At 73.7% G+C, this 20,722-nt stretch carries 19 protein-coding genes; 7 read left to right on the top strand and 12 right to left on the bottom strand.

The features are described from left to right. Positions 1–61 precede the first annotated feature (61 nt). Both ABT127_RS11800 and ABT127_RS11795 read right to left on the bottom strand, forming a co-directional pair. Positions 62–1,000, bottom strand: coding sequence for a sirohydrochlorin chelatase (locus ABT127_RS11800; RefSeq protein WP_351447452.1), 939 nt, complete (start codon positions 998–1,000; stop codon positions 62–64). 173 nt (positions 1,001–1,173) lie between these two features. Continuing rightward, positions 1,174–2,142, bottom strand: coding sequence for an N-acetylglucosamine kinase (locus ABT127_RS11795; RefSeq protein WP_351447449.1), 969 nt, complete (start codon positions 2,140–2,142; stop codon positions 1,174–1,176). Between the two features lie 215 nt (positions 2,143–2,357). Here ABT127_RS11795 and ABT127_RS11790 point away from each other — a divergent pair, with 215 nt between their 5' ends. Continuing rightward, a complete protein-coding gene (locus ABT127_RS11790) occupies positions 2,358–3,035 on the top strand; it encodes a uracil-DNA glycosylase (RefSeq protein ID WP_351447447.1) in 678 nt (225 codons plus the stop codon). Positions 3,036–3,112: 77 nt separating this feature from the next. Here the strand turns inward: ABT127_RS11790 and ABT127_RS11785 are convergent, their stop codons facing one another. Next, positions 3,113–4,216 (bottom strand): WD40/YVTN/BNR-like repeat-containing protein, encoded by a 1,104-nt coding sequence (locus ABT127_RS11785; protein WP_351447444.1) that lies wholly within the window; start codon positions 4,214–4,216, stop codon positions 3,113–3,115. Positions 4,217–4,336: 120 nt separating this feature from the next. Beyond that, positions 4,337–4,918 (bottom strand): class I SAM-dependent methyltransferase, encoded by a 582-nt coding sequence (locus ABT127_RS11780; RefSeq protein ID WP_351447441.1) that lies wholly within the window; start codon positions 4,916–4,918, stop codon positions 4,337–4,339. A gap of 136 nt (positions 4,919–5,054) precedes the next feature. Between ABT127_RS11780 and ABT127_RS11775 the strand changes: the two genes are divergently transcribed. Beyond that, on the top strand, positions 5,055–6,617 hold the full coding sequence (locus ABT127_RS11775; protein ID WP_351447438.1) for an SDR family oxidoreductase: 1,563 nt from the start codon (positions 5,055–5,057) through the stop codon (positions 6,615–6,617). A 66-nt stretch (positions 6,618–6,683) separates the two neighbouring features. Here the strand turns inward: ABT127_RS11775 and ABT127_RS11770 are convergent, their stop codons facing one another. Further along, a complete protein-coding gene (locus ABT127_RS11770; protein ID WP_351447435.1) occupies positions 6,684–7,298 on the bottom strand; it encodes a sigma-70 family RNA polymerase sigma factor in 615 nt (204 codons plus the stop codon). Between the two features lie 211 nt (positions 7,299–7,509). Between ABT127_RS11770 and ABT127_RS11765 the strand changes: the two genes are divergently transcribed. Continuing rightward, complete coding sequence (locus tag ABT127_RS11765; RefSeq protein WP_351447432.1) at positions 7,510–8,535, top strand: MerR family transcriptional regulator; 1,026 nt, start codon at positions 7,510–7,512, stop codon at positions 8,533–8,535. Positions 8,536–8,572: 37 nt separating this feature from the next. Here ABT127_RS11765 and ABT127_RS11760 read toward each other — a convergent pair whose 3' ends face one another. Beyond that, complete coding sequence (locus ABT127_RS11760) at positions 8,573–9,223, bottom strand: alpha/beta hydrolase (protein WP_351447429.1); 651 nt, start codon at positions 9,221–9,223, stop codon at positions 8,573–8,575. A gap of 163 nt (positions 9,224–9,386) precedes the next feature. On the opposite strand from ABT127_RS11760, the gene ABT127_RS11755 reads away from it, so the two are divergent. Together ABT127_RS11755 and ABT127_RS11750 are read left to right on the top strand one after the other, a co-directional pair. After that, the gene (locus ABT127_RS11755) at positions 9,387–9,971 is read left to right on the top strand and encodes a sigma-70 family RNA polymerase sigma factor (protein ID WP_351447426.1); all 585 of its coding nucleotides are present in this window, start codon (positions 9,387–9,389) and stop codon (positions 9,969–9,971) included. Further along, positions 9,968–10,720 carry an anti-sigma factor gene (locus tag ABT127_RS11750; RefSeq protein ID WP_351447423.1) on the top strand — a complete coding sequence of 251 codons (753 nt, stop codon included), beginning with the start codon at positions 9,968–9,970 and terminating at the stop codon, positions 10,718–10,720. The genes ABT127_RS11755 and ABT127_RS11750 overlap by 4 nt, the downstream gene beginning before the upstream one ends. Before the next feature lie 9 nt (positions 10,721–10,729). Here the strand turns inward: ABT127_RS11750 and ABT127_RS11745 are convergent, their stop codons facing one another. From ABT127_RS11745 to ABT127_RS11720, 6 genes are read right to left on the bottom strand one after another with little or no spacing between them, the layout of a single operon-like run. Beyond that, complete coding sequence (locus ABT127_RS11745; protein WP_351447420.1) at positions 10,730–12,244, bottom strand: cryptochrome/photolyase family protein; 1,515 nt, start codon at positions 12,242–12,244, stop codon at positions 10,730–10,732. 34 nt (positions 12,245–12,278) lie between these two features. Further along, entirely contained in the window at positions 12,279–13,079 is an 801-nt protein-coding gene (locus ABT127_RS11740; protein WP_351447418.1) for a DUF1295 domain-containing protein, read from the bottom strand. Continuing rightward, positions 13,076–14,386, bottom strand: a complete 1,311-nt coding sequence (locus ABT127_RS11735) for a class I SAM-dependent methyltransferase (RefSeq protein WP_351447415.1) — start codon at positions 14,384–14,386, stop codon at positions 13,076–13,078. Before ABT127_RS11735 ends, ABT127_RS11740 begins: the two co-directional genes overlap by 4 nt. Further along, entirely contained in the window at positions 14,383–15,666 is a 1,284-nt protein-coding gene (locus ABT127_RS11730; RefSeq protein ID WP_351447413.1) for a class I SAM-dependent methyltransferase, read from the bottom strand. Before ABT127_RS11730 ends, ABT127_RS11735 begins: the two co-directional genes overlap by 4 nt. Then, entirely contained in the window at positions 15,663–16,397 is a 735-nt protein-coding gene (locus ABT127_RS11725; protein WP_351447411.1) for a DUF1365 domain-containing protein, read from the bottom strand. Before ABT127_RS11725 ends, ABT127_RS11730 begins: the two co-directional genes overlap by 4 nt. Beyond that, a complete protein-coding gene (locus ABT127_RS11720; protein ID WP_351447408.1) occupies positions 16,394–17,713 on the bottom strand; it encodes an NAD(P)/FAD-dependent oxidoreductase in 1,320 nt (439 codons plus the stop codon). The genes ABT127_RS11725 and ABT127_RS11720 overlap by 4 nt, the downstream gene beginning before the upstream one ends. Before the next feature lie 163 nt (positions 17,714–17,876). Between ABT127_RS11720 and ABT127_RS11715 the strand changes: the two genes are divergently transcribed. Together ABT127_RS11715 and ABT127_RS11710 are read left to right on the top strand one after the other, a co-directional pair. Further along, entirely contained in the window at positions 17,877–18,389 is a 513-nt protein-coding gene (locus ABT127_RS11715; protein WP_351447406.1) for a MarR family winged helix-turn-helix transcriptional regulator, read from the top strand. A gap of 168 nt (positions 18,390–18,557) precedes the next feature. Next, positions 18,558–20,636: an MMPL family transporter gene (locus tag ABT127_RS11710; RefSeq protein WP_351447403.1), complete on the top strand. Its 2,079-nt coding sequence runs from the start codon at positions 18,558–18,560 to the stop codon at positions 20,634–20,636. The last annotated feature ends 86 nt before the right edge of the window (positions 20,637–20,722 follow it).

The raw sequence follows: 20,722 nt of genomic DNA, 5'->3' as shown, positions 1-20,722 counted from the left end.
GGGGCGGGCAGAAAGAGAAGCGGGGCCCGGGCAAAGCCCGAGCCCCGCTCAAAAGCCCCGGTCAGCCGCCGGAGGCGACCGGCTGAGGCGTGATCCCCAGCGCTGCGGTGTACTTGGCCAGCGCCAGCTTGCCCATCGCCGGATACGCCCCCAACGGCTCCGCGGCGGCACACCCGGCATCCTTGGCGGCAGCTTCCAGCACCGACGGATCCAGCTCGGGCCCGATCAGGTACGGCGACAGCGCCAGCTGCTGCGACCCGGACCCGCGCAGCTGCTCGGCGATCGCGGTGACCGACCCCTCGGCGTCGAGCGCGGCGGCCATCACCGGCACGGCGAGCCGCGCGGCGAGCAGCATGCCGGTGATCCCGGCGGCCTGCACGGCCTCCTCGCCGCCGACCGTCGCGAGAATGATCCCGTCGGCGGCTGTGGCCACGGTGAACAGCCGGGCACGGTCGGCACGGGCGAGCCCCGCCTCCGACAGCCGAACGTGCAGCCCCTCGGCGAGCAGCGGGTGCGGGCCGAGCACATCGGTCAGCTCGGCGGCGACCCGGCTGTCGGCGATGCCCTGGCGGATCTGCCGGACCTGCGCGTTGTCCGGACCGGCGAGCAGCGGCACGACGACGGCGACGGGGCCCTCGGGCTCCTTGACGCCCTCGACCCCGGCGGCGAGCGCCTGCTCGTAACGGCTGCTGCGCTCCTTCGCGGCGTGCGCGAGCACGGACGCGAGGGAGGGGAACTCGGCGGAGACCGGGAAGTCGGTGGCTTCCCCCTCCACGAAGGCGACCCGCGCGTCCAGGCCGGGCAGCTCGGAGCGGGCGATGCTCACGACCTCGTCGGCGAGCATGCGCGTCGCGGCGCTGGGCGTGCCCGGCACCGCGAGAACGAGGGACGGTGCGCCCTCGGGGGCGGCCACGGGTTCCGGGCGGCGGTGCCGTCCGGGCTGTCGGGGTCGCGGCATTCGTACAGGCAGGCCGGAAGCAGGCCCTTGGGGGGAGCTCATGGCGCCGCATGCTACTGGCTCGACAGGCCCCGATGTTCGGTCAGGGCCCAGCTGAGCGGTATCCGTCCTTGATTGTCCGTTCAGTTACGGATGGGCGGTTACGGACGGTTCAAGTGCCCTGGTCCACAGGGTTTCCCGTCAACCCCGGGTGTCACCGGCACCCCGGCGGCCCGCTACACCACCGCCAGCAGTCGGCCGTCGCGGGGCAGCCGCAGCGCGTCCGTGGCGAGGGCCGCGGCGATCACCAGGGAACCGTGCAGCGGATCGCCCGCGGCGGACGCCATGGTGGCCCCGGGCAGTTGCTCCGCGATCTCGGCGCGCAGCGGGGCGAGCAGCGGCTCGCCCATCTTGAACAGGCCTCCGGTGAGCGCGACGTCCCCGCCCTCGTCCGGGCACACGGCGGCCGCCGCCTCGGCGATGTGCCGGGCGGCCCGGCGCAGCACCTCGCAGGCGACCGGGTCGCCGTCCGTCGCGCACCGGGCCACGTCGGGCGCGAAGGAGGCCAGCGCCGCCGCCCGGTCCGTACGCGGATAGATCCGGCCGGGCAGCTCACCGGCGGGCCCGAACCGCTCCTCGGCGCGCGCGAGCAGCGCGTCGCTGCCCCCGCGCCTGCCGTCGAACGCCCGCAGCGCCGCCTCCAGCCCGGCCCGGCCGATCCAGGCACCGCCGCCGCAGTCGCCGAGCAGGTGCCCCCAGCCGTCGGCCCGCCGCCAGCCGGTGAGATCGCTGCCGAGGGCGATCATCCCGGTCCCGGCGGCGACGACCGCTCCGGGCCGCTGCCCGAGCGCTCCCGCGTAAGCGGTCACGGCGTCACCGGCCAACGCGATCCGGCCGGCGCCCAGTTCGCGCTTCATCGCGTCGGGCAGCACGGCCCGCAGGTCGTCGCCGAGCGTCGCCATCCCGGCGGCGCCCACGGCCACCGCGTCCACCGCGTCCACCGCGGAGCCGCTGTCGTGGAGCAACGACCGCACCAGGGGCAGGAGTTGATCCATCATGTCGGCCGCGTCGATGCCGGCCGCGGAGGTGCGGACCGGCGTACGGGACACGGCCGTGACGGCTTCGGCCGGCCGGTCGGCGCGGGCGAGCGCGACCCGCAGCCCCGAACCTCCCGAGTCGATGCCGAGCACCAGGGCGCCGCTCACGGCAGCCTCCGGCCGACGGGGCGGAGTGGCTCGATCGCCGGACGCAACGGGCTCCCCGCCTTCGTGAGGGCCGGCCGCACGGGATGCGGGACCGGCTCGGTGACCTCGGACACGAGGAAGAGTAGCGCCGAGGCCGTTCGCCGCGGTGCGGGGGTCGCGCACCCGTGGACCCCGTGCGCCGCGGGTGTCGGTGTGGACCAGTAGGGTGACGCACTGTGGCACCACGACCGTTGCACGAACTTGTCGAGACCGGCTGGGCGCAGGCCCTCGAGCCCGTGGCCGGGCGCATCACGGCGATGGGGGACTTCCTCCGCGCCGAGATCGCGGCGGGCCGGACGTACCTTCCGTCGGGCGCGAACGTCCTGCGCGCCTTCCAGCAACCCCTGGACGACGTCCGGGTCCTGATCGTCGGTCAGGACCCCTATCCCACACCGGGGATGGCCATCGGGCTGAGCTTCGCCGTGGCGCCCGAGGTGCGCAGGCTGCCCGGCAGCCTGGAGAACATCTTCCGCGAGATGCACTCCGACCTGGGCCTTCCGCGCCCGTCGAACGGCGACCTGACGCCGTGGACGCGACAGGGCGTCCTGCTGCTGAACCGTGCGCTCACCACGGCCCCCGGCAAGCCCGCCGCCCACCGCGGCAAGGGCTGGGAGGAGGTCACCGAGCAGGCGATCCGCGCCCTGGTGGCACGCGACAAGCCGATGGTGTCGATCCTGTGGGGCCGCGACGCCCGCAACCTCCGTCCGCTGCTCGGCGACCTCCCGGCGATCGAGTCCGCACACCCCTCCCCGATGTCGGCGGACCGCGGCTTCTTCGGCTCGCGCCCCTTCAGCCGGGCCAACGAACTGCTGCAGCGCCACGGCATGGAACCGGTGGACTGGCGCCTGCCGTGAACCGTCCCCGCCGCCCGGCCGGAGCCTGAGGCGTCGCGGACCGGTGGCGCCGGTCCGGGCGGGGCGCACGCCTCTCCTCAGCCCACCACCGCCGCCCGCACGCACAGCACATCCGGCAGATGGGAGGCCAACTGCCGCCAGCTGTCGCCGTCGTCGGCGGAGGCGTACACCTCCCCGTTGCGGTTGCCGAAGTAGACGCCCGCCGGGTCGGCGTCGTCCGTGCACAGTGCGTCCCGCAGCACCACGCCGTAGTGGTCGCCCGTCGGCAGGCCCCGGGTCAGCGGCTCCCAGCTCTTGCCCGCGTCCTGGGTACGGAAGACGCGGCAGCGGCGGTCGGCGGGGACCCGGTCCGCGTCCGCGGTGATCGGGAAGGTGTAGGCGGTGTCGGCGCGGTGCGGGTGGGCGGCCATGGCGAACCCGAACGTCGACGGCAGACCGTCCCCGATGTCGGTCCAGTGGCCGCCCGCGTCGTCGCTGCGGTACACACCCCAGTGGTTCTGCAGGTACAGCCGGTCCGGGTCGGCAGCGTCCCGCGCCACCTTGTGCACGCACTGCCCGAACTCCGGGTTCGGGTCCGGCAGGAACACCGCGGACACCCCCGAGTTCGCCGGCTCCCAGCTCGCACCGCCGTCCGCCGAGCGGAACACCCCGGCCGTGGACACCGCCACCGTCAGCGCCCGCGGATCGCGGGCGTCGGTCAGCACGGTGTGCAGTCCCTCGCCGCCTCCGCCCGGCACCCACCGTCCCCGCGTCGGGTGCTCCCACAGCGGCCGGCACAGCTCGAACGTCGTGCCCCGGTCCTCGGAGCGGTACAGCGCGGCCGGCTCGGTGCCCGCGTACACCACGTCCGGCTCGGCCGCCGCCGGGTGCAGCTGCCACACCCGCTCCAGTGAAGTCCCGGTGTCCTGCGGGAACTTGACGGCAGGCGCGGACGGCTCGGTCCAGGTCCTGCCGAGGTCGTCGGAATGGAACACGGACGGCCCCCAGTGCGCACTGTCACCGCCCGCGAGGAGCCTCGGTGTCGGGCCCCTGGTGTCGATGGCGACGGAGTACACCGCCTGCGCGTTGAAGCAGGGGCTTTCGTCGAACGTCCAGGACGCGCGGGACGCTCCCGCCGTCCCGCTCGACCGAGCCAGGAAAAGCCCTTTGCGTGTACCCACAGCGAGCAGCACGTCGGTCATGCCGACCACCTCCGAAACTCCGTTGTCTCCAGGTACTCGTCAGTCTGCACCCAGCCACTGACAATGGCCGTGGCACATGCAGTCACCGCAGGTCACAGGGTCTGTCGCGGAAGTGGGCCGTCATGGTCCGCGCAGGACGAGAACCCGCAGTCCGGCGGGCTCCAGGTCGTACCAGCGGCCGTCTCCCCAGCCGCCGATCAGCACGCCGAGATCACGCTCCGTGATGCCGATCCTGCGCTCCGGCGGCAGCCGTGAGGCGAGCGGCGTGGTGACCACCCAGGCACCCCCGGGCGCGAGCAGCCGGCGAACCCGTTCGGCGACGGCCGCCTTGCGCCGCAGAAACGCGTAGACGAGCCGCATCGTCACCAAGTCGTACGACCGTTCGGGGAGTTGCCGCACGGACCGCGCGTCCTCGAAGTCGACCCGCCGCACGTCGAGCGGAAGGCCGAGCCCCTCGTAGCGATCACGGACCGCCGCCACCGACGAAGCCGCCCAGTCGATCGCCGTGGTCGTGTACCCCAGCGCGGCGAGCCCGGCCGCGTACCCGCCGAGCCCGCAGCCGACGTCGAGCGCCCGCTGCCCGGCACGCGGCCGCACCTGCGCCCGCAGCAGCGCCATCTCGTACGGGTCCGCCCGCCGGAACCCGCCACCGCTCGCGAAATGCTCCTCCCACACCGAGGCGGGAACCACCTGGCCGGACATGTCGCCGCACCTCGCTCTCCGGAGCCCCGGCGCCCGTCGGCGGGCCACCGGTCCCTCATCATGCGGCGTAGCCGGCCGGCGCGGCGTACCCGGATAGCGGCGCACACCCGCCGCTGTGCGGGGTACGTGTCCGATCATGAGTTCTTCCCCCGATGAACGGTCAGTGCCCGAGGAGTCCCCGGCGGGCGGCGGGCGGCTCTGCCTCGTGACCGGCGCGAGCGGCTATGTGGGCGGCCGGCTCGTCCCGGAACTGCTGGCGAAGGGCTTCCGCGTCCGGTGCCTGGCGCGGACGCCGGAGAAGCTGCGCGACTTCGAGTGGGCCGCCCAGGTCGAGATCGTCCGCGGTGACGTCCTGGACCCGCCGTCCGTGACCGCCGCCCTGGAGGGCATCGAGATCGCCTACTACCTGGTGCACGGCATGGGCAGCGGCGACGACTTCGAGGAGACCGACCGGCGGGCCGCGCACATCTTCGCCGACGCCGCCGCACAGCAGGGAGTCGGCCGGATCGTCTACCTGGGCGGCCTGACGCCCAGCGACGTCCCCGAGCCCGAACTCTCGCCCCACCTGCGCTCCCGCAGCGAGGTCGGCCGCATCCTGCTGCGCGCCGGAGTGCCCGTCGCCGTGCTGCGCGCCGCCGTCATCATCGGCTCGGGCTCCGCGTCGTTCGAGATGCTGCGCTACCTCACCGAACGCCTGCCGGTCATGGTCACCCCCCGCTGGGTGCGCACCCGCATCCAGCCGATCGCGGTCGCCGACGTGCTGCGCTATCTCGTCGGCTGCGCCGACCTGCCCGACACCGTGTCCCGCGTGTTCGACATCGGCGGACCCGAGGTCATGAACTACCGCGACATGATGCAGCGTTACGCGCGCGTGGCCGAGCTGCCCCATCGCATGATCCTCTCCGTGCCGATGCTCACCCCCGGCCTGTCGAGCCACTGGATCGGGCTGATCACCCCGGTCCCGCGGGGCATCGCGCGCCCGCTCGCCGAGTCGCTGCGGCACGAGGTCGTCTGCGCGGAGCACGACATCGCGCAGTACGTGCCCGATCCGCCCGGCACCCCCATCCCCTTCGACGACGCGCTGCGGCTCGCGCTGCGCCAGGTGAAACAGGCCCAGGTCAGCACGCACTGGTCCGCCGCGGCCGTGCCCGGGGTGCCGAGCGACCCGCTGCCCACCGACCCGGACTGGGCCGGCGGCAGCCTCTACACCGACCGTCGGGCCCGCCGCACCGAAGCGACCCCCGAGGCGCTGTGGGCGGTGATCGAGGGCATCGGCGGCGAGCACGGCTGGTACTCGTTCGGCCTCGGCTGGTCCGTGCGCGGCTGGATCGACCGGCTGGTGGGCGGCGTGGGCCTGCGCCGGGGACGCAGGGACGCCACCCGGCTGCGCCTCGGCGACGTCGTGGACTTCTGGCGGGTGGAGGAGATCCAGCGCGGCACGAGCCTGCGGCTGCGCGCCGAGATGCTGCTGCCGGGCCTGGCGTGGCTGGAGCTCCGCGTCGCCCATGACCGCGCAGGGCGGACGGTGCTGCTCCAGCGCGCGCTGTTCCACCCGCACGGGCTGGGCGGACACGCCTACTGGTGGAGCGTGGCCCCCTTCCACGCGATCGTCTTCGGGGGCATGACGTACAACATCACCAAGGCGGCGGAACGCCTCACCGCCGAGGCGGACGAGGAAGCCGGGGGAGAGGCGGGGTAAGCGGCCGGGCGCGAGGATCGGCGGCCCGGCCGAGGACGGGCCGGGCGAGGGAGTGGCTCAGGCGGCTCAGTCGGTGTCGGTGCCGACGAGCCGCAGCCGCAGCCGGTGCAGACCCCGCTTCGAGTGGCTCTTCACCGTGCCGAGCGGCCACCCCGTCACCTGCGCGATCTGGGTGTGGGTGAGATCGGCGAAGAAAGCCAGTTCCAGCACGCGGCGCTGGGTCGCGGGCAACTGCGCCAGCTCGTGGCTCACCACCACCCGGTCCAGGGTGCGCTGCGGGGCGTCGTCGACGGTCGTGGGCGCGAGGGTCAGCACCGCCGCCGCGGCGGACGCCAGATCGGAGCGCCGGGTGCGTGCCCGCAGCGCGTCGGCGATCTTGCGCCGGGTGATGCCGACGATCCAGCCGGCCAGGGCGCCGCGTGCCGGGTCGTAGCCGTCCCGGCCGCGCCAGACGGCCAGGAAGACCTGCTGGGTGACGTCCTCGGCCTCCCGCGCGTCGCCCAGCGAACGGTAGGCCAGGGTGTGGACCAGCGTGCCCCAGCGGCGGTAGGCGGCCTCCAGGCAGGCGTCCTGACCGTCGCGCAGACCGGCCGCGAGCTCCTCGTCGGCGAGGGACTCCTCGACGGGGGCCCAGAGGTCTCCGCGCGCCGCCGTCGTCCGGGAAATCGTTTGAGCGCGCATGGACCCGTGCCCTTCTGTGGCCGACTGAGTGGGCTCACCTTGACCAGGAGCCCGGGCCCGTTTCGACTCGCAACGAATACGCATCGCTTTGCCGGATGCTGATCGTGTTCAGCGTGCCGAGCGGCACTCGTGGCGAGGAGGCGGGGCGATCGGACGCCGTCTTCGAGGCTCCACCAGGCATGCAGCGGTTACGCATCGATATAGTTGATCCATGGACACCAGCGATGCTCCGGCGCGATCGTCCCGGCGCCCCTCGACCGCCGACGGCGCCGGGATCACATCGGGCTCGCTGGCGCGGCGGCTCGGCATCTCGCCCACGACCCTGCGCTCGTGGGACCGGCGCTACGACCTCGGTCCGGCCCGCCGTGACGAGGGCCGGCACCGCCGCTGGTCACCCCGGGACGTGGCCATGATCGAGGAGATGTGCCGGCTGACCGCCTCCGGCGTGCCGCCCGCCGAGGCCGCGCGTGTCGTCAAGGCCCACGCCGCGGACGCCGTCGCCGCGTCCGCGCACCCCACGGACACGGGACGCACCGACGCTCCGGCCGACTCGACCGGCGTGACCCCGACCGACTCCCCGCCGGTGCCGCCCGGCACCGTCAGGTCCGAGTGCCGCGGGCTCATCCGGGCCGCCCTGCGCCTCGACTCCGCCGCCGTCCAGGAACGGCTGAACGCCTTCGTGCGGAGATACGGGGTGATCGCCGCCTGGGAGGAACTGATGATGCCGACCCTGCACGCGGTCGGCCGCAAATGGGAGACGTCCGGCGACCGGTACGTCGAGGTCGAGCACCTGCTGTCGTGGCACGTGTCGACGGCGCTGCGCAACACGCCGTTCCTGCTGGGCCTTCCCGAAGCGAGCCGTGACGACAACTGCGTCCTGCTGGCGTGTGTGCCCGGCGAGCAGCACACCCTGCCGCTGGAGGCCGTGCACGCGGCGCTGCTCCAGGCCGGCCGGCCCGCCCGGATGCTGGGCGCGGCCGTGCCCGCCGACGCGCTCGTCTCGACGGTGCGCCGCACCGGCCCCGCCGCGGTCATGCTCTGGTCGCAGGCCCGCTCCCTGGCGAACACCCCGCTGGCCCAGCACCTTCTCCAGTCGGCCTGGGGACCTCAGGGCGCCCGGCAGCAGCCCCGGCTGCACCTGGCCGGACCCGGCTGGCGGGGCGCCACCGTCGAGCGGGCGTCCCAACCCGCCGGGCTGCGCGAGGCGGTCGCCCTGCTCGCGGCCGACCCCCGCTGACGCGCCCTCTCCCGCGGCGCGACGGGCCGGCACACCGTCAGCGCGGCACCAGCCCCGCCACGACGGAACCCGCCGTACGGTGCCAGAACCCCGCCCGGCGCAGCATCGCGTGATCGCCGCCCGGCACATTCCGGAACTCGGCCCGCGCGCCGGCCGCCCCCGCCCGCTCCACGAAGGACCGCGAAGCCACGGGATCCGTCACCCGGTCCCGGTCCCCGTGCAGCACCACGAGATCCCGGCCCCGCAACTGAGCCACCGGTTCACCGTCCGGGCACCACGGAGCCAGCGCCAGGACCCCGCTCACCGAGGGCGTGCCCGCGACCCGCAGCGCCGCCCGACCGCCCATCGAATGGCCCACCAGAACCACCGGCACCTCACCCACCGACCGCGCGAGGTCCGCGAGGGCTTCCTCGGCGTCGTGCAGCGGATCGGCCGCCCCGCCGTTCCAGCCGCGCACGCGGTAGCGCACCCGCGCCAGCAGCACGTCGTCGTCCGGCAGCGCGGCGGCCACGGCCCCCTCGAACGGCCGCATCCGCAGGGCCGCCGCGTGCCAGGGCCGCGACGTGGCCAGGCTGTCGGCCCGCCCGCCGTGCAGGAACAGCACCGCGGCCCGTACCCGGGAAGGAACCCTCCCCGGCACCAGCGCCCCCGTGCGCACCGCACCCGACCCGCGCCCGTCCACCGTCATCCGTGTTCGCTCCCTTCGTGCCGGGCGCCGTGCCGCGCCCCTTCGCCGTCGACCCCTCATCATCGATCCGTAGCCGGTCCGGGATCGGATCGGTCCACGGACCAATCCGCTGAGGAGCGGGCTCCGAATTAACCGTGGACATGCAAAGACCACGGAGGACCCAGTGAAAGAAGCCGTGCACATCGGAGGCCGTCCGGCCGACGAGCCGGACCTCGAGGAACTGGTGGGGCGGGTCGCCCTGGGCGATGAGAAAGCCTTCACGTCCGTGTACGACGTGGTGGCGGGACCGGTCTTCGGCACCGTACGCGCCGTGCTGCGCGACCGGGCGCAGTCCGAGGAGGTCGCCCAGGAGATCCTGGTCGAGGTCTGGCGCACGGCGCCCCGCTACCGCTCCGACCGGGGCACCGCCATGAACTGGATCCTCACCCTGGCCCATCGGCGGGCCATCGACCGCGTACGGTCCGTGGACGCGGCCGCCGCCCGCGACCGCCGAGCCGCGCTCCTGGACCACACACCCGAGTACGACCAGGTCAGCGAACAGGTCGAAGCCCGCCTGGAGCGGGAGCAGGTGCGGCGCTGCCTGCGCACCCTGACCGAGATCCAGCGGCAGGCCGTCACCCTCGCGTACTACCGTGGACTGACCTACCGTCAGGTCGCCGAGGCGCTCGCCGTGCCGCTGGGCACGGTCAAGACCCGGCTGCGGGACGGGCTCATCCGGCTGCGCGACTGCCTGGGGGTGACCGCATGACCGCCGACCTGCACACACTGACGGGTGCCTACGCGGTGCACGCACTGACCGACGAGGAGCGCGAGGCGTTCGAACGGCATCTCGCGGACTGCGAGGCCTGCGCCCAGGAGACCGCCGAACTGACCGCGACCGCCGCCCGGCTGGGCCTGGCCGCGACCGACGAACCGCGCCCCGAACTGCGCGAGCAGGTGCTGCGCCGGATCACCACGGTGCGCCAGGAGCCGCCCGGCGAGCCGGGCGCCGCCCAGACCATCCGCACGGGAGCCGCGCGGCGGCGCGTGCTTTCGCAGTGGGCGCTGGCGGCGTGCCTGGCCGCGGCGGCCTCCCTCGGCGGTGTCGCGGTCTGGCAGCACCAGCGCGCCGACGACGCGGTGCAACAGGCCCGGCAGGCGGAGCGGAGCAGCGACCGGATCGCCGCCGTGCTCGCGGCGCCGGACGCCAGGACCGGCACGGCCCGACTGGCGGGCGGCGCCAGCGGCACCGTCGTCGTCTCCGCCGCGCAGGACAAGGCCGTCCTCGTCGTCAGCGGGATGGCCGAGCCGCCCCGGGGCAAGGTCTACCAGCTGTGGTACGACGACGGCGGCACCATGCGGGCGGCCGGACTCATGGACGCGGGGCGCCGCGACCAGACCGTCCTGCTGAACGGATCCGTGGACGGGGCGTCCGGCATGGGGATCACCGTCGAACCGGCGGGCGGATCCGACCGGCCGACCTCCGACCCGGTGGCGCTGATGCGGCTGCCCGCCTGAGGGCACGCGTCAGTCGGTACGGTCCCGCTCCTGTGCGAGCAGGGCGTCCAGATCGCTCAGGCGGCCCAGTCCACGGACCGCCTGAGCCATCCGCGGATTGTGCTCGAAGCGGGTCCGGTGCCGGTGCAGGAACGCCCAGTACCCGGCCGTGAACGGGCACGCGTCGTCGCCCACCCGCACCGTCGGCTTGAAGCGGCAGTCGCCGCAGTAGTCGGTCATCCGGTTCAGGTAGGCGCCGCCCGACGTGTACGGCTTCGTCGTCATCCGCCCGCCGTCCGCGAACTGGGACATGCCCATCACGTTCGGCACCATCACCCAGTCGTAGCCGTCGACGAACGCGCGGTGGAACCAGTCCGTCACCTCGGCCGGGTCCCAGCCGCGCTGCAGGGCATAGCTCCCCAGGATCATGAGCCGGGGAATGTGGTGCGTCCAGCCCGTCGAGCGCACGTCGTCCAGCACGTGCGACAGACAGTTGGCCTGCACCGCGCCGGAGTCCAGCTCCTCCCACCAGGACGGCACCTCGCCGTGCGCCCGCAGGGCGTTCGCCGTCCGGTGCTCCGGGCCGAAGTGCCAGTAGAGCTGCCACACGTACTCCCGCCACCCGGCGATCTGCCGCACGAAGCCCTCGACGCTGTTGAGCGGCGCCCGCCCGGCGCGGTACTCGGCCTCGGCGCCCTCGACGCACTCCGCGGGGTCCAGCAGGCCGAGATTGAGCGACGAGGACAGCAGGCTGTGGCTCATGACGGGGTCCGCGGCGAGGACGGCGTCCTCGTACGTGCCGAACGTCGGCAGCCGGAACTCCAGGAATCGCCGCAGCGCGGCCAGCGCCTCGCGGCGGGTGGCGGGGAAGCGGCGCGGACCGTCGTCGCCGAGGAACTCCACCGTGCCCTCGCGCTGCCAGCGGTCGAGATCCGCGCGGACCTCCGCGTCGATGTCGTCCTCACGCGGCCGGTAGGGGGCGGGCACCCCGAGGTCCGCCGCACCGCGCGGCGCCGGTTCGCGGTTGTCGTGGTCGAGGTTCCAGCGCCCGCCGACCGGCTCGGCGCCGTCCATCAGCAGGTCGTGGTTGCCGCGCACCCACCGGTAGAAGGTCTCCTGGCGCAGCTGTCCCGAACCGCTCCGCGCCGCCCACTCCCGGAAGTCGTCGTGGCCGACGAGGAACCCGCGGGCCGGCAGCACCCGCGTCGAGGAGCGGGCGCGGACCAGCTTCAGGGCCGCGCGGGACGTCGGGTGATGGACCGTCAGCGGGGCGTCGCCGACGGCCTCGCGCACCCCTTGCACATAGCTGTCGGCCCGCACGTAGATGACACGGTCGCCGAGTTCGGCCGCCCGGTGCCGCATCGCCGAGAGGACCAGATGTGCCTTGGCACGATGGAACCTGCGGCGCCGGAACACCCCACGGGACTCCACCATCAGCACCGGAGTGTCCCGGTGCGGCCCGTCGGGTCCCGCCGTGAGGAAGTGCGGCCCCAACTGGTCCCCGAAGAGCCAGTGGGCCGCCACGTCCGTGTCGTTCTCAGGCACCGTGCGCCGTTCCTTCCGAGTGGGCCTACCGCGGTCAGCGGCGCGGCGGCCAGGGGAAGAAGCCACTGGTCCGCGCCACGTACTCGGTATAGCCCGGCCGCCCGGCCATGTGCTGTTCCAACAGGCGCTTGCCGCTGCCCTTCGTCAGCAGCAGGGTCATCACCACCGGGGAGACCACACTGACGGCCGCCGCCGGGAGCGAGTCGCAGGTCAGCAGGAACAGGCCCCACCACACACAGAAGTCACCGAAGTAGTTGGGATGCCGGGTGTAGCGCCACAGGCCCCGGTCCATGATCCGGCCCTTCGCCGCCGGGTCCGCCTTGAACCGGGCGAGCTGGGCGTCACCCACCGCCTCGAAGACCATCCCGACGGCCCACAAAGCGCCACCCGCCCAGGCGAACCCGCTCATCGGCCCGGGCACGTACCCCGCCGCCTGGACCGGCAGCGACACCAGCCAGACGAGCGCTCCCTGCAACAGGTAGACCATGCGCAGGGCGTAGAGGTTCCGGCTGCCCGGCGCCTTCGCCAGCATCCGTTCGTAGCGCGGGTCCTCGCCGTGCCCGCGGCCGCGCCGGGCGATGTGGACGGCGAGCCGGACGCCCCACACCGCGGTCAGCACGGTCACGAGCACCCGGCGGCCCGGATCGCCACTGCCCGCCGACGCCGCGTAGCTCACCAGGGCCACCGCCGTGAACCCGAGCCCCCACGCGACGTCGACGATCCGGTGCAGCCCCTTGCGCAGCGCCACGGCGAAGGTGGCGAGCAGCACGGCGAGCGCGGCGGCGGCCGACCAGCCGAGGCCCGCCGCGAAGTCCGCCCAGGGAAAGCCGTTCACAGCTCCGCCAGCCCCGTGTACCAGTCCCGCTGCGTCGCGGGCATCGCGACGTGGCCGTCGGCGGTCGGCCGGACCGAGAGGATCTGGTCGACGCCCATGCGCCGCTCGTCGAACGCCAGGCCACCGCCGACCAGATACAGCCGCCACACCCGGGCCGTCTCCTCGCCGACCAGCCGTACGACCTCGCTCCAGCGCTCCTCCAGGGTGCGGTGCCAGGCGTCGACCGTCCGCACGTAGTGCTCGCGCAGCGACTCCGTCGACCGCACCTCCAGGCCGGCCGACTCCAGCAGCGCCACGGTCTCGCCCAGCGGCCGCATGTGCATGTCGGGGGCGATGTACGCCTCGATGAAGGCACCGCCGCCGGGCGCCACGGTCCCGCGCGACATCTGCTGCACCAGGACCCGCCCCGCGGGCCGGACCAGCCGGTGCAGGGACGCGGCGAACGCGGGGTACTCGGCGTCGCCGACGTGCTCGCCCATCTCGACGGTGGCGACCGCGTCGTAGCCGCCGCCCGTGATGTCGCGGTAGTCCTGGCACACCACGTCGACCCGGTCCTCCAGGCCTCGTTCGCGCACCTGCTCCCGGACGTACGCGGCCTGCTCGGCGGCGAGCGTCACCGCCGTCACCCGCGCCCCGTGCCGTTCGGCCGCGTACAGCGTGAGCGAACCCCAGCCGCAGCCGATGTCGAGCAGCCGCGCGCCCTCCACCAGGCCCAGCTTGCGGCAGATCAGTTCCAGCTTGGCGCGCTGCGCGTCCGCCGGGCCGAACTCCGGTGCGTCGGACGCCCAGTAGCCGCACGAGTAGGCCATGGTCTCGTCGAGGAGCAGCCGGTAGAACGCGTTGGACAGGTCGTAGTGGTGGCTGATGGCGGCCCGGTCGCGGGACCTGCTGTGCAGGACGCCGCGCAGCCGCGCCTGGGACGCGGGCGGCGCGGGCGGCGGGCCGGCCGCGCCCAGCCGGGCCGCCGTGCCGACGGCGTTGGCCCGGTCGGCGATCGTGAGGCGGGGCGGGTGCAGCCGGCGTTCCCTGGCCGCCGCCCACATGGTGCGCAGACCGGTGGCCAGGTCGCCCTCCACGTTGATCTCACCGGTCACATAGGCCTGTGCGAGCCCCAGCTCGCCCGGCTGCCACAGCAGTCGGCGCAGCGCCCGGCGGGAGCGCACGACGACCACGGGGGCGTCGACGGGCCCCGACTCGGAGCCGTCCCAGGTGCGCAGCCGGACCGGGAGCGGCCCGCCGAGCGCGGTCGCGGCGAGAGCTGCCAGCCGGTGGGCGGCGCCGGTGCGGACGGGACGTGCGGTCTTCATCGGACGGAGGCCTCCTTGGTGAACAGGTATTGCTGGACGTCGAGGTATCCGGAGCGGAACCCGGCCTCGGAGTAGGCGAGATAGAACGTCCACATGCGGCGGAACGTCTCGTCGAAGCCGAGCGCGTCGACCTCGTCCGCGCGTGCGGTGAACCGCTCGCGCCACAGACGCAGCGTCTCGGCGTAGTGGGCGCCGTAGCCGTCCCGGCGGGCGACGGTGAGCGCGGTGTGGTCGCGCACGACCTCCGCCACCGCCTCCACGGACGGCAGCAGACCGCCGGGGAAGATGTACTTCTGGATCCAGGTGTACGTGGAGCTGCTGGCCAGCATCCGGTCGTGCGGCATCGTGATGGCCTGGAGCGCGACCCGGCCGCCCGGGGCGAGGCGGGCGTCGAGCGTACGGAAGTACACGGGCCAGAACTCGGCGCCGACGGCCTCGATCATCTCGACGCTCACGACGGCGTCGTACGTGCCGCGGGCCTCCCGGTAGTCGCACAGCTCGACGGTGACCCGGTCGGCGAGACCCGCCGCCGCGATCCGCTCGCGCGCCAGGTCCCGCTGCTCGTGGGAGAGAGTGAGGGAGGTGACGTGCGCGCCGCGGGCTGCGGCGCGCAGCGCGAGCTCGCCCCAGCCGGTCCCGATCTCGAGCACCCGCGTGCCCTCGCCCACCTCGGCGAGGTCGAGCAGCCGGTCGATCTTGCGCCGCTGAGCGTCGGCGAGCAGGTTCCACTCGGCGGGCAGCGCACGGAAGGCGGCCGACGAATAGCTGAGCGTCTCGTCGAGGAACAGCGCGAACAGGTCGTTGGACAGGTCGTAGTGGTGGCTGATGTTCTCGCGGGAGCCGTCCGGGCTGTTGCGCTGCGCGGCGGGCCGGCGCAGCGCCCACAGGCCGCGCAGCCGCTGCAGCGGCGCGGGCACCAGATCGGCCGCGTGCGCCGCCAGCACGGTCAGCACCGCCACCAGGTCGGGGGCGTCCCACTCCCGCGCCATGTAGGACTCGCCGAACCCGATCAGACCGTCGCGGCCGATCCTGGCGTGGAAGTCCCGCGGCCGGTGGACCTCCAGGAGCGGGCCGCCCCGGCCGAGCTCGGTGCCGTCGGCGAACCGGACCCGCAGCGGCAGCCGCTCCAGGGCGTGCCGGACGACGGCGGCGGCGAGCGCGGTGCGGGCCCGTGAGGCCCGGGGTGTCGCCGCGACGTCCGGCCAGCGGACCGGATCGACGGAAGAGGGCCGCGCCGTGCCGCGGAACGCCGTGGTCGAGGGGGATTCGTCTGTTCTCATCGGTGGTTCTCCGGGCATCGTCGTGAAGCGGGCCGGGGCTGGACCGGAAGCCCGCGCAGATACAGGCGCACGCCGTGCCACCGGATGGCGGCGGCCACGGCGAGCGTGGACCACGGCCGGCGCACGGCCAGCCGCAGCAGGGTCCGCGCCCGTGCTTCGTGCCGCGTACCGCGAACGGTTGCGGTGAAGGGCCGGCCGCCCTCCCGCTCCAGCTGCACGGTGAGGTCGACCCGGTCGCCGGGAGCGGGCAGGCGCATGCGGTAACGGCCGTCGACGGGGAAGAACGGCGAGACGTAGAACTCCTTGCCGGTCGTCGCCCGCCCCGCGCCGTCGGGGTGCAGCAGATAGCTGTGCCGTTCGCCGTACGTGTTGTGGACCTCGGCGACGACGCAGCGCAGCGCGCCGTCGGGGCCGTGGCACCAGTAGAGGGTGAGCGGGTTGAACACGTACCCGAGTACCCGCGCATGAGCGAGCATCAGCACCCGGCCGCCCGCCAGATCCACCCCGTGCTCCGCCAGGAAGGCGTCGAGCCCGGCACGGACGGACGGCGCCAGACCCGTGAAGTGGTCACGGGGGTCGAACCGCGCCCACGGCCGCAGCAGGAAGGGCAGTTCAGGGGGCCGGTCGGCGTCGATGAGCCACATGTAGGTGCGGTGGCGCAGGGTGTGGCGCAGCGGCGCGGTGCGTACGTGGACGACCGCGACGTCGTACAGGGCGGGCGCGGCCGTCACCAGCGCACTCCCAGCGCCGCGGCGGCCGCCACCCCCGAGCGGCAGCCGTCCTCGTGGAACCCCCAGCCGTGATAAGCGCCCGCGAACGCCGTGACGGCGGAGTCCAGTTCGTGCAGCCGCTGCTGCGCGGCGACCGACTCCGGTGTGTAGACGGGGTGTTCGTACACCATGCGGGCCAGCACCCGGTCCGGTGCGACCCGGTCCTCACCGCCGAGGGTGACGACGTAGGTCTCGGGCGCGGTCAGGTGCTGCAGCCGGTTCATGTCGTAGCTGACCCGGACCCGGTCGGCGCCCGCCGCGCAGGACGGCATCAGATAGTTCCAGGAGGCGCGGGCCCGGCGGGCGCGGGGCAGCAGGCGGGTGTCGGTGTGCAGCAGCGTGGTGTTGCGGGAGTACCGGAACGCGCCGAGAACCGTCTTCTCGAGCGGCGTGGCGTCGGCCAGCAGCCTCAGTGCCTGGTCCGGATGGGTGGCGACCACCACGGAGTCGTACGAGGCGGTGACGCCGTCCTCCGTGGTGACGTCGGCCCCGTCCGGGTGCCGCCGCACGGACCGGACCGGGCTGCCGAGCCGTACCTCGTGCACCCCGTCGGCCACCCGGTCGACATAGCTGCGGGAGCCGCCCGTGACGGTGCGCCACGTCGGTGATCCGCTCACCGAGAGCATCCCGTGGTGCCGGAGGAACCGGAACAGATACACCGCCGGGTAGGCCTGGGCGGTGGCGGAGTCGCAGGACCAGACCGCCGAGACGAGCGGGGTCATGAAGTGCGTACGGAAGTACGGCGAGAAGCCCTCGCGGTCCAGGAACCCGCCCAGCGTCAGTGAGCAGCCGGGGTCCTCGTCGAGCGTGCGGCTCGCCGCACGGTGGAAGGCCGGTACCTCGGTGAGCAGCCGGAGATAGGGGCCGCGCAGAGCGTTGCGGGGACGGGCGAACAAGCCGCCGGGGCCCTTGGCGCCCGCGTACTCCAGGCCGCATCCCTCGCACCGCACCGACATGCTCATCTCCGACTCCTGGGTGGCGACGCCGAGTTCGGCGAACAGCCGCAGCAGGTTCGGGTAGGTGGCGCGGTTGTGCACGATGAAGCCCGAGTCGACGCGGTGCCGCGCACCGTCCGACGAAGTCGTCTCGTGCGTGTGGGCGTGACCGCCGAGCCGGGCGTCGGCCTCGTACAGGGTGACCTGGTGCGCGCGGCCCAGGACGTGTGCGGCGGTCAGTCCGGCCACGCCGCTGCCGATCACGGCGGTGCGCCGCGTTCCGGACCGGTCGGCGGTCCGCCGTCCGGCCTCCCCGGGGTTCTGCCCCGATATCGACGTCATCGCCTCTCCTCCCCGGTGACCGCGGGCGCGGTCTCATGGATGATCCGGAGCGGGTCGGGCGGCGGATTGGTGGACGGTGGGCCACGCCGTGACAGGGGGTGTGAACAGGGGCGCGAGCGGTCGCGGGGCGGGGGATCGCGGACGGCGTCGATAGGGTGAGCGAGTGGACAACCGTGAACCCCGAGGGGGCCCCGCCGCCGGCGACCCGGAGCCCGCGTCCGCGCCGTCGCACCCGGACCTGCGCGCCCTCGCCGTCGAGCTGCGCCGGCTCAACGGCGAACTGAACCGGCTCATTCACGCCTTCGCGGCCGGGCAGGAACTGCACCCCACGGACGTCCAGGCGCTCGCCGCCATCCTGGACTCCGAGACGCCCCTCACCCCCAGCCTGCTGCGGCAGCGCCTCGGGCTCACCTCGGGCGCCGTCAGCGCCTGCGTGGACCGCCTGGAGCGCGCCGGACACGTCAAGCGGGTCCGCGAGAGCGCGGACCGGCGGGTCGTCCACCTGCACTACGTGCCCAGCGCGCAGGCGCAGGCCCGCAAGCACTTCACCCCGCTCGCCGAGGCCACGGAGCGGGCCAGGCGCCGCTTCGACGAGCCCGAACTGGCCGTCGTCCTGCGCTTTCTGAACGTCCTCAACGAAGAACTGGCCGAAACCCGGAGCGCGCAGCGCGGCTGATCCCGGCCGACCGGGGCATGCCGCATCCGATCGGCGGGCAGTCGGCGAATGATGACCACGGAACCCCGCGTCGGAGATTTTTAGCTCAATCATTAAGATACTTTGGCGTTGAGATTCCTGTGTCTCCGACTGTTCCGAGATCCCCGCTGTCGCTGCTCTGGGAGAACCATGTCCCGCACCCCCCGAGGTACTCGGTGGCTCGTGCCTCTTGTCCTGCTCTTCGTCTGGCTCGCCGTCGGCGGCACCCTGGGTCCCTATGCCGGGCGCCTGGGCGAGGTGTCCACCAACGACCAGGCCGCCTTCCTGCCGCGCAGCGCCGAATCGACCCGGGTGATCGAGGCGCAGCGGGCCTTCCAGGACGACGAGACGCTGCCGGTGATCGTCGTCTGGACCGCCGACGACAAGGGCACCCTCGACAGCGCGCAGCGCGGCGCCGCCACCCGCGCGCTGGCCACGCTGAAGGGCACGCCGGGGGTGGTCGGCCAGGTCTCGCCCGCGATCCCGTCGGGCGACCGCAAGGCCCTGGAGGGCGTGGTCCAGCTCCGGCCCGACCTCGGCGACGACCTGGCGCCCACCCTCGACCGGATCTCCGACCGCGCGGACGCGGTCACCGGCGCCACGGCGGTGCTCGCCGGACCGGCCGCCAGTCAGGCCGACCTCTCCGACGCCTTCGCCGGGATCGACGGACTCCTCCTCGGCGTCGCCCTGATCACGGTCCTGGTCATCCTCCTGCTGGTCTACCGGAGCGTCCTGCTCCCCTTCGTGATCATCCTCGGCGCGGTGTTCGCCCTGGGGGTCGCCTGCGCCGTCGTCTACGTCCTCGCCGACCACGACGTCGTCCGGGTCGACGGCCAGGTCCAGGGCATCCTGTCGATCCTGGTGATCGGCGCGGCCACCGACTACGCCCTGCTGCTCACCGCCCGCTACCGCGAGGAGCTGGCCGCGGGGGAGAACCGGTTCACCGCGATGCGCGCCGCTCTGCGCCGCTCCACCGGGGCCGTCGTCGCCAGCGCCGCCACGGTCGCGCTCGGCCTGCTCGCCCTGCTGCTCAGCGACCTCACCAACAACCGCGCCCTCGGCCCGGTGGGCGCCATCGGCATCGTCTGCGCGGTCCTGACCACCCTCACCTTCCTGCCGGCGGCCCTGGTCCTGCTGGGCAACGCCGCCTACTGGCCCGCACGGCCCAAGCCGGCGGAGGCCGCAGGCGGCGGCCACGGCGTGTGGCGGCGCATCGCCCACCGCGTCGGGCAGTCGCCGCGCCGGATCTGGGCCGTCGCGCTGATCGGCCTCCTGGCCTGCGCCGCCTTCGCCCCCACCCTGAACGCCAAGGGCGTGCCCCTCGACGAGATCTTCGTCAACGACGCCCCGTCGGTCACCGCCCAGGCCACCCTCGCCGAGCACTTCCCGGGCGGCTCCGGCAACCCGGCCGTCGTGATCGCCGACGCCGACCACGAGGCGCGGATCGTCGGGCGGGCCAAGGCGGTGCCCGGAGTCGCCGACGTGACGCCGGTGACCGGGCAGGGCCGCCCCGGCGCCGGGAAGGCCCGGGTCGTGGACGGCAGGATCCGCGTGGACGTCACGCTCGAGGACGCCGCCGACAGCGACGCCGCCAAGGCCACCGTCGCCCGGCTGCGCACCGCCCTGCACGGGATCGACGGCGCCGACGCCCTGGTCGGCGGCTACACCGCCCAGCAGTACGACACCCAGCGCACCGCCGAACACGACCGCGCGCTGATCGTCCCCGTGGTGCTCGCCATCATCCTGGTCATCCTCGTCGGGCTGCTGCGCTCCGTCCTGATGCCGCTGATCCTGGTCGCGACGGTGGCGCTCAACTTCGCCGCGACGCTCGGCATCTCCTCGCTGGTGTTCCGGCACGTCTTCGGCTTCTCCGGCACCGACGCCTCCGTGCCCCTGTACGGGTTCGTGTTCCTCGTCGCGCTGGGCGTGGACTACAACATCTTCCTGATGTCGCGGGCCCGGGAGGAGTCCCTGGAACACGGCGTCCGCGAGGGCATCCTCAAGGCGCTCGTGGCCACGGGCGGGGTGATCACCTCGGCCGGTGTCGTCCTGGCCGCGACCTTCGCCGCCCTCGGGGTCATCCCGTTGGCGTTCCTCGTCCAGATCGCCTTCATCGTCGCCTTCGGCGTGCTCCTCGACACCCTGGTCGTCCGCTCTCTGCTGGTTCCCGCACTGGTCAGGGACATCGGACCGAAGTCCTGGTGGCCGAGCCGGCTCAGCAAGGAGTGATGTTCCGGATCACGTGCAACCAAGAGGGCAAAACGGGGCGAAGTGATCTCCGGGAGGGGTTACTGGACGTGGTGGACCAGAAAGGT

The sequence above is a fragment of the Streptomyces sp. NPDC001904 genome, assembly GCF_040297005.1.
GTDB lineage: Bacteria > Actinomycetota > Actinomycetes > Streptomycetales > Streptomycetaceae > Streptomyces.
The sequence above is the reverse complement of the archived record's forward strand: the minus strand, read 5'-3'. Positions and strand labels throughout refer to the sequence as shown.

What these genes read in the sequence shown, in the direction of transcription:
- ABT127_RS11800 (WP_351447452.1), bottom strand. Translation starts at nt 1,000, where the DNA reads ATGAGCTCCCCCCAAGGGCCTGCTTCCGGCCTGCCTGTACGAATGCCG.
- ABT127_RS11785 (WP_351447444.1), bottom strand. Translation starts at nt 4,216, where the DNA reads ATGACCGACGTGCTGCTCGCTGTGGGTACACGCAAAGGGCTTTTCCTG.
- ABT127_RS11780 (WP_351447441.1), bottom strand. Translation starts at nt 4,918, where the DNA reads ATGTCCGGCCAGGTGGTTCCCGCCTCGGTGTGGGAGGAGCATTTCGCG.
- ABT127_RS11775 (WP_351447438.1), top strand. Translation starts at nt 5,055, where the DNA reads ATGAGTTCTTCCCCCGATGAACGGTCAGTGCCCGAGGAGTCCCCGGCG.
- ABT127_RS11770 (WP_351447435.1), bottom strand. Translation starts at nt 7,298, where the DNA reads ATGCGCGCTCAAACGATTTCCCGGACGACGGCGGCGCGCGGAGACCTC.
- ABT127_RS11765 (WP_351447432.1), top strand. Translation starts at nt 7,510, where the DNA reads ATGGACACCAGCGATGCTCCGGCGCGATCGTCCCGGCGCCCCTCGACC.
- ABT127_RS11760 (WP_351447429.1), bottom strand. Translation starts at nt 9,223, where the DNA reads ATGACGGTGGACGGGCGCGGGTCGGGTGCGGTGCGCACGGGGGCGCTG.
- ABT127_RS11750 (WP_351447423.1), top strand. Translation starts at nt 9,968, where the DNA reads ATGACCGCCGACCTGCACACACTGACGGGTGCCTACGCGGTGCACGCA.
- ABT127_RS11735 (WP_351447415.1), bottom strand. Translation starts at nt 14,386, where the DNA reads ATGAAGACCGCACGTCCCGTCCGCACCGGCGCCGCCCACCGGCTGGCA.
- ABT127_RS11730 (WP_351447413.1), bottom strand. Translation starts at nt 15,666, where the DNA reads ATGAGAACAGACGAATCCCCCTCGACCACGGCGTTCCGCGGCACGGCG.
- ABT127_RS11720 (WP_351447408.1), bottom strand. Translation starts at nt 17,713, where the DNA reads ATGACGTCGATATCGGGGCAGAACCCCGGGGAGGCCGGACGGCGGACC.
- ABT127_RS11710 (WP_351447403.1), top strand. Translation starts at nt 18,558, where the DNA reads ATGTCCCGCACCCCCCGAGGTACTCGGTGGCTCGTGCCTCTTGTCCTG.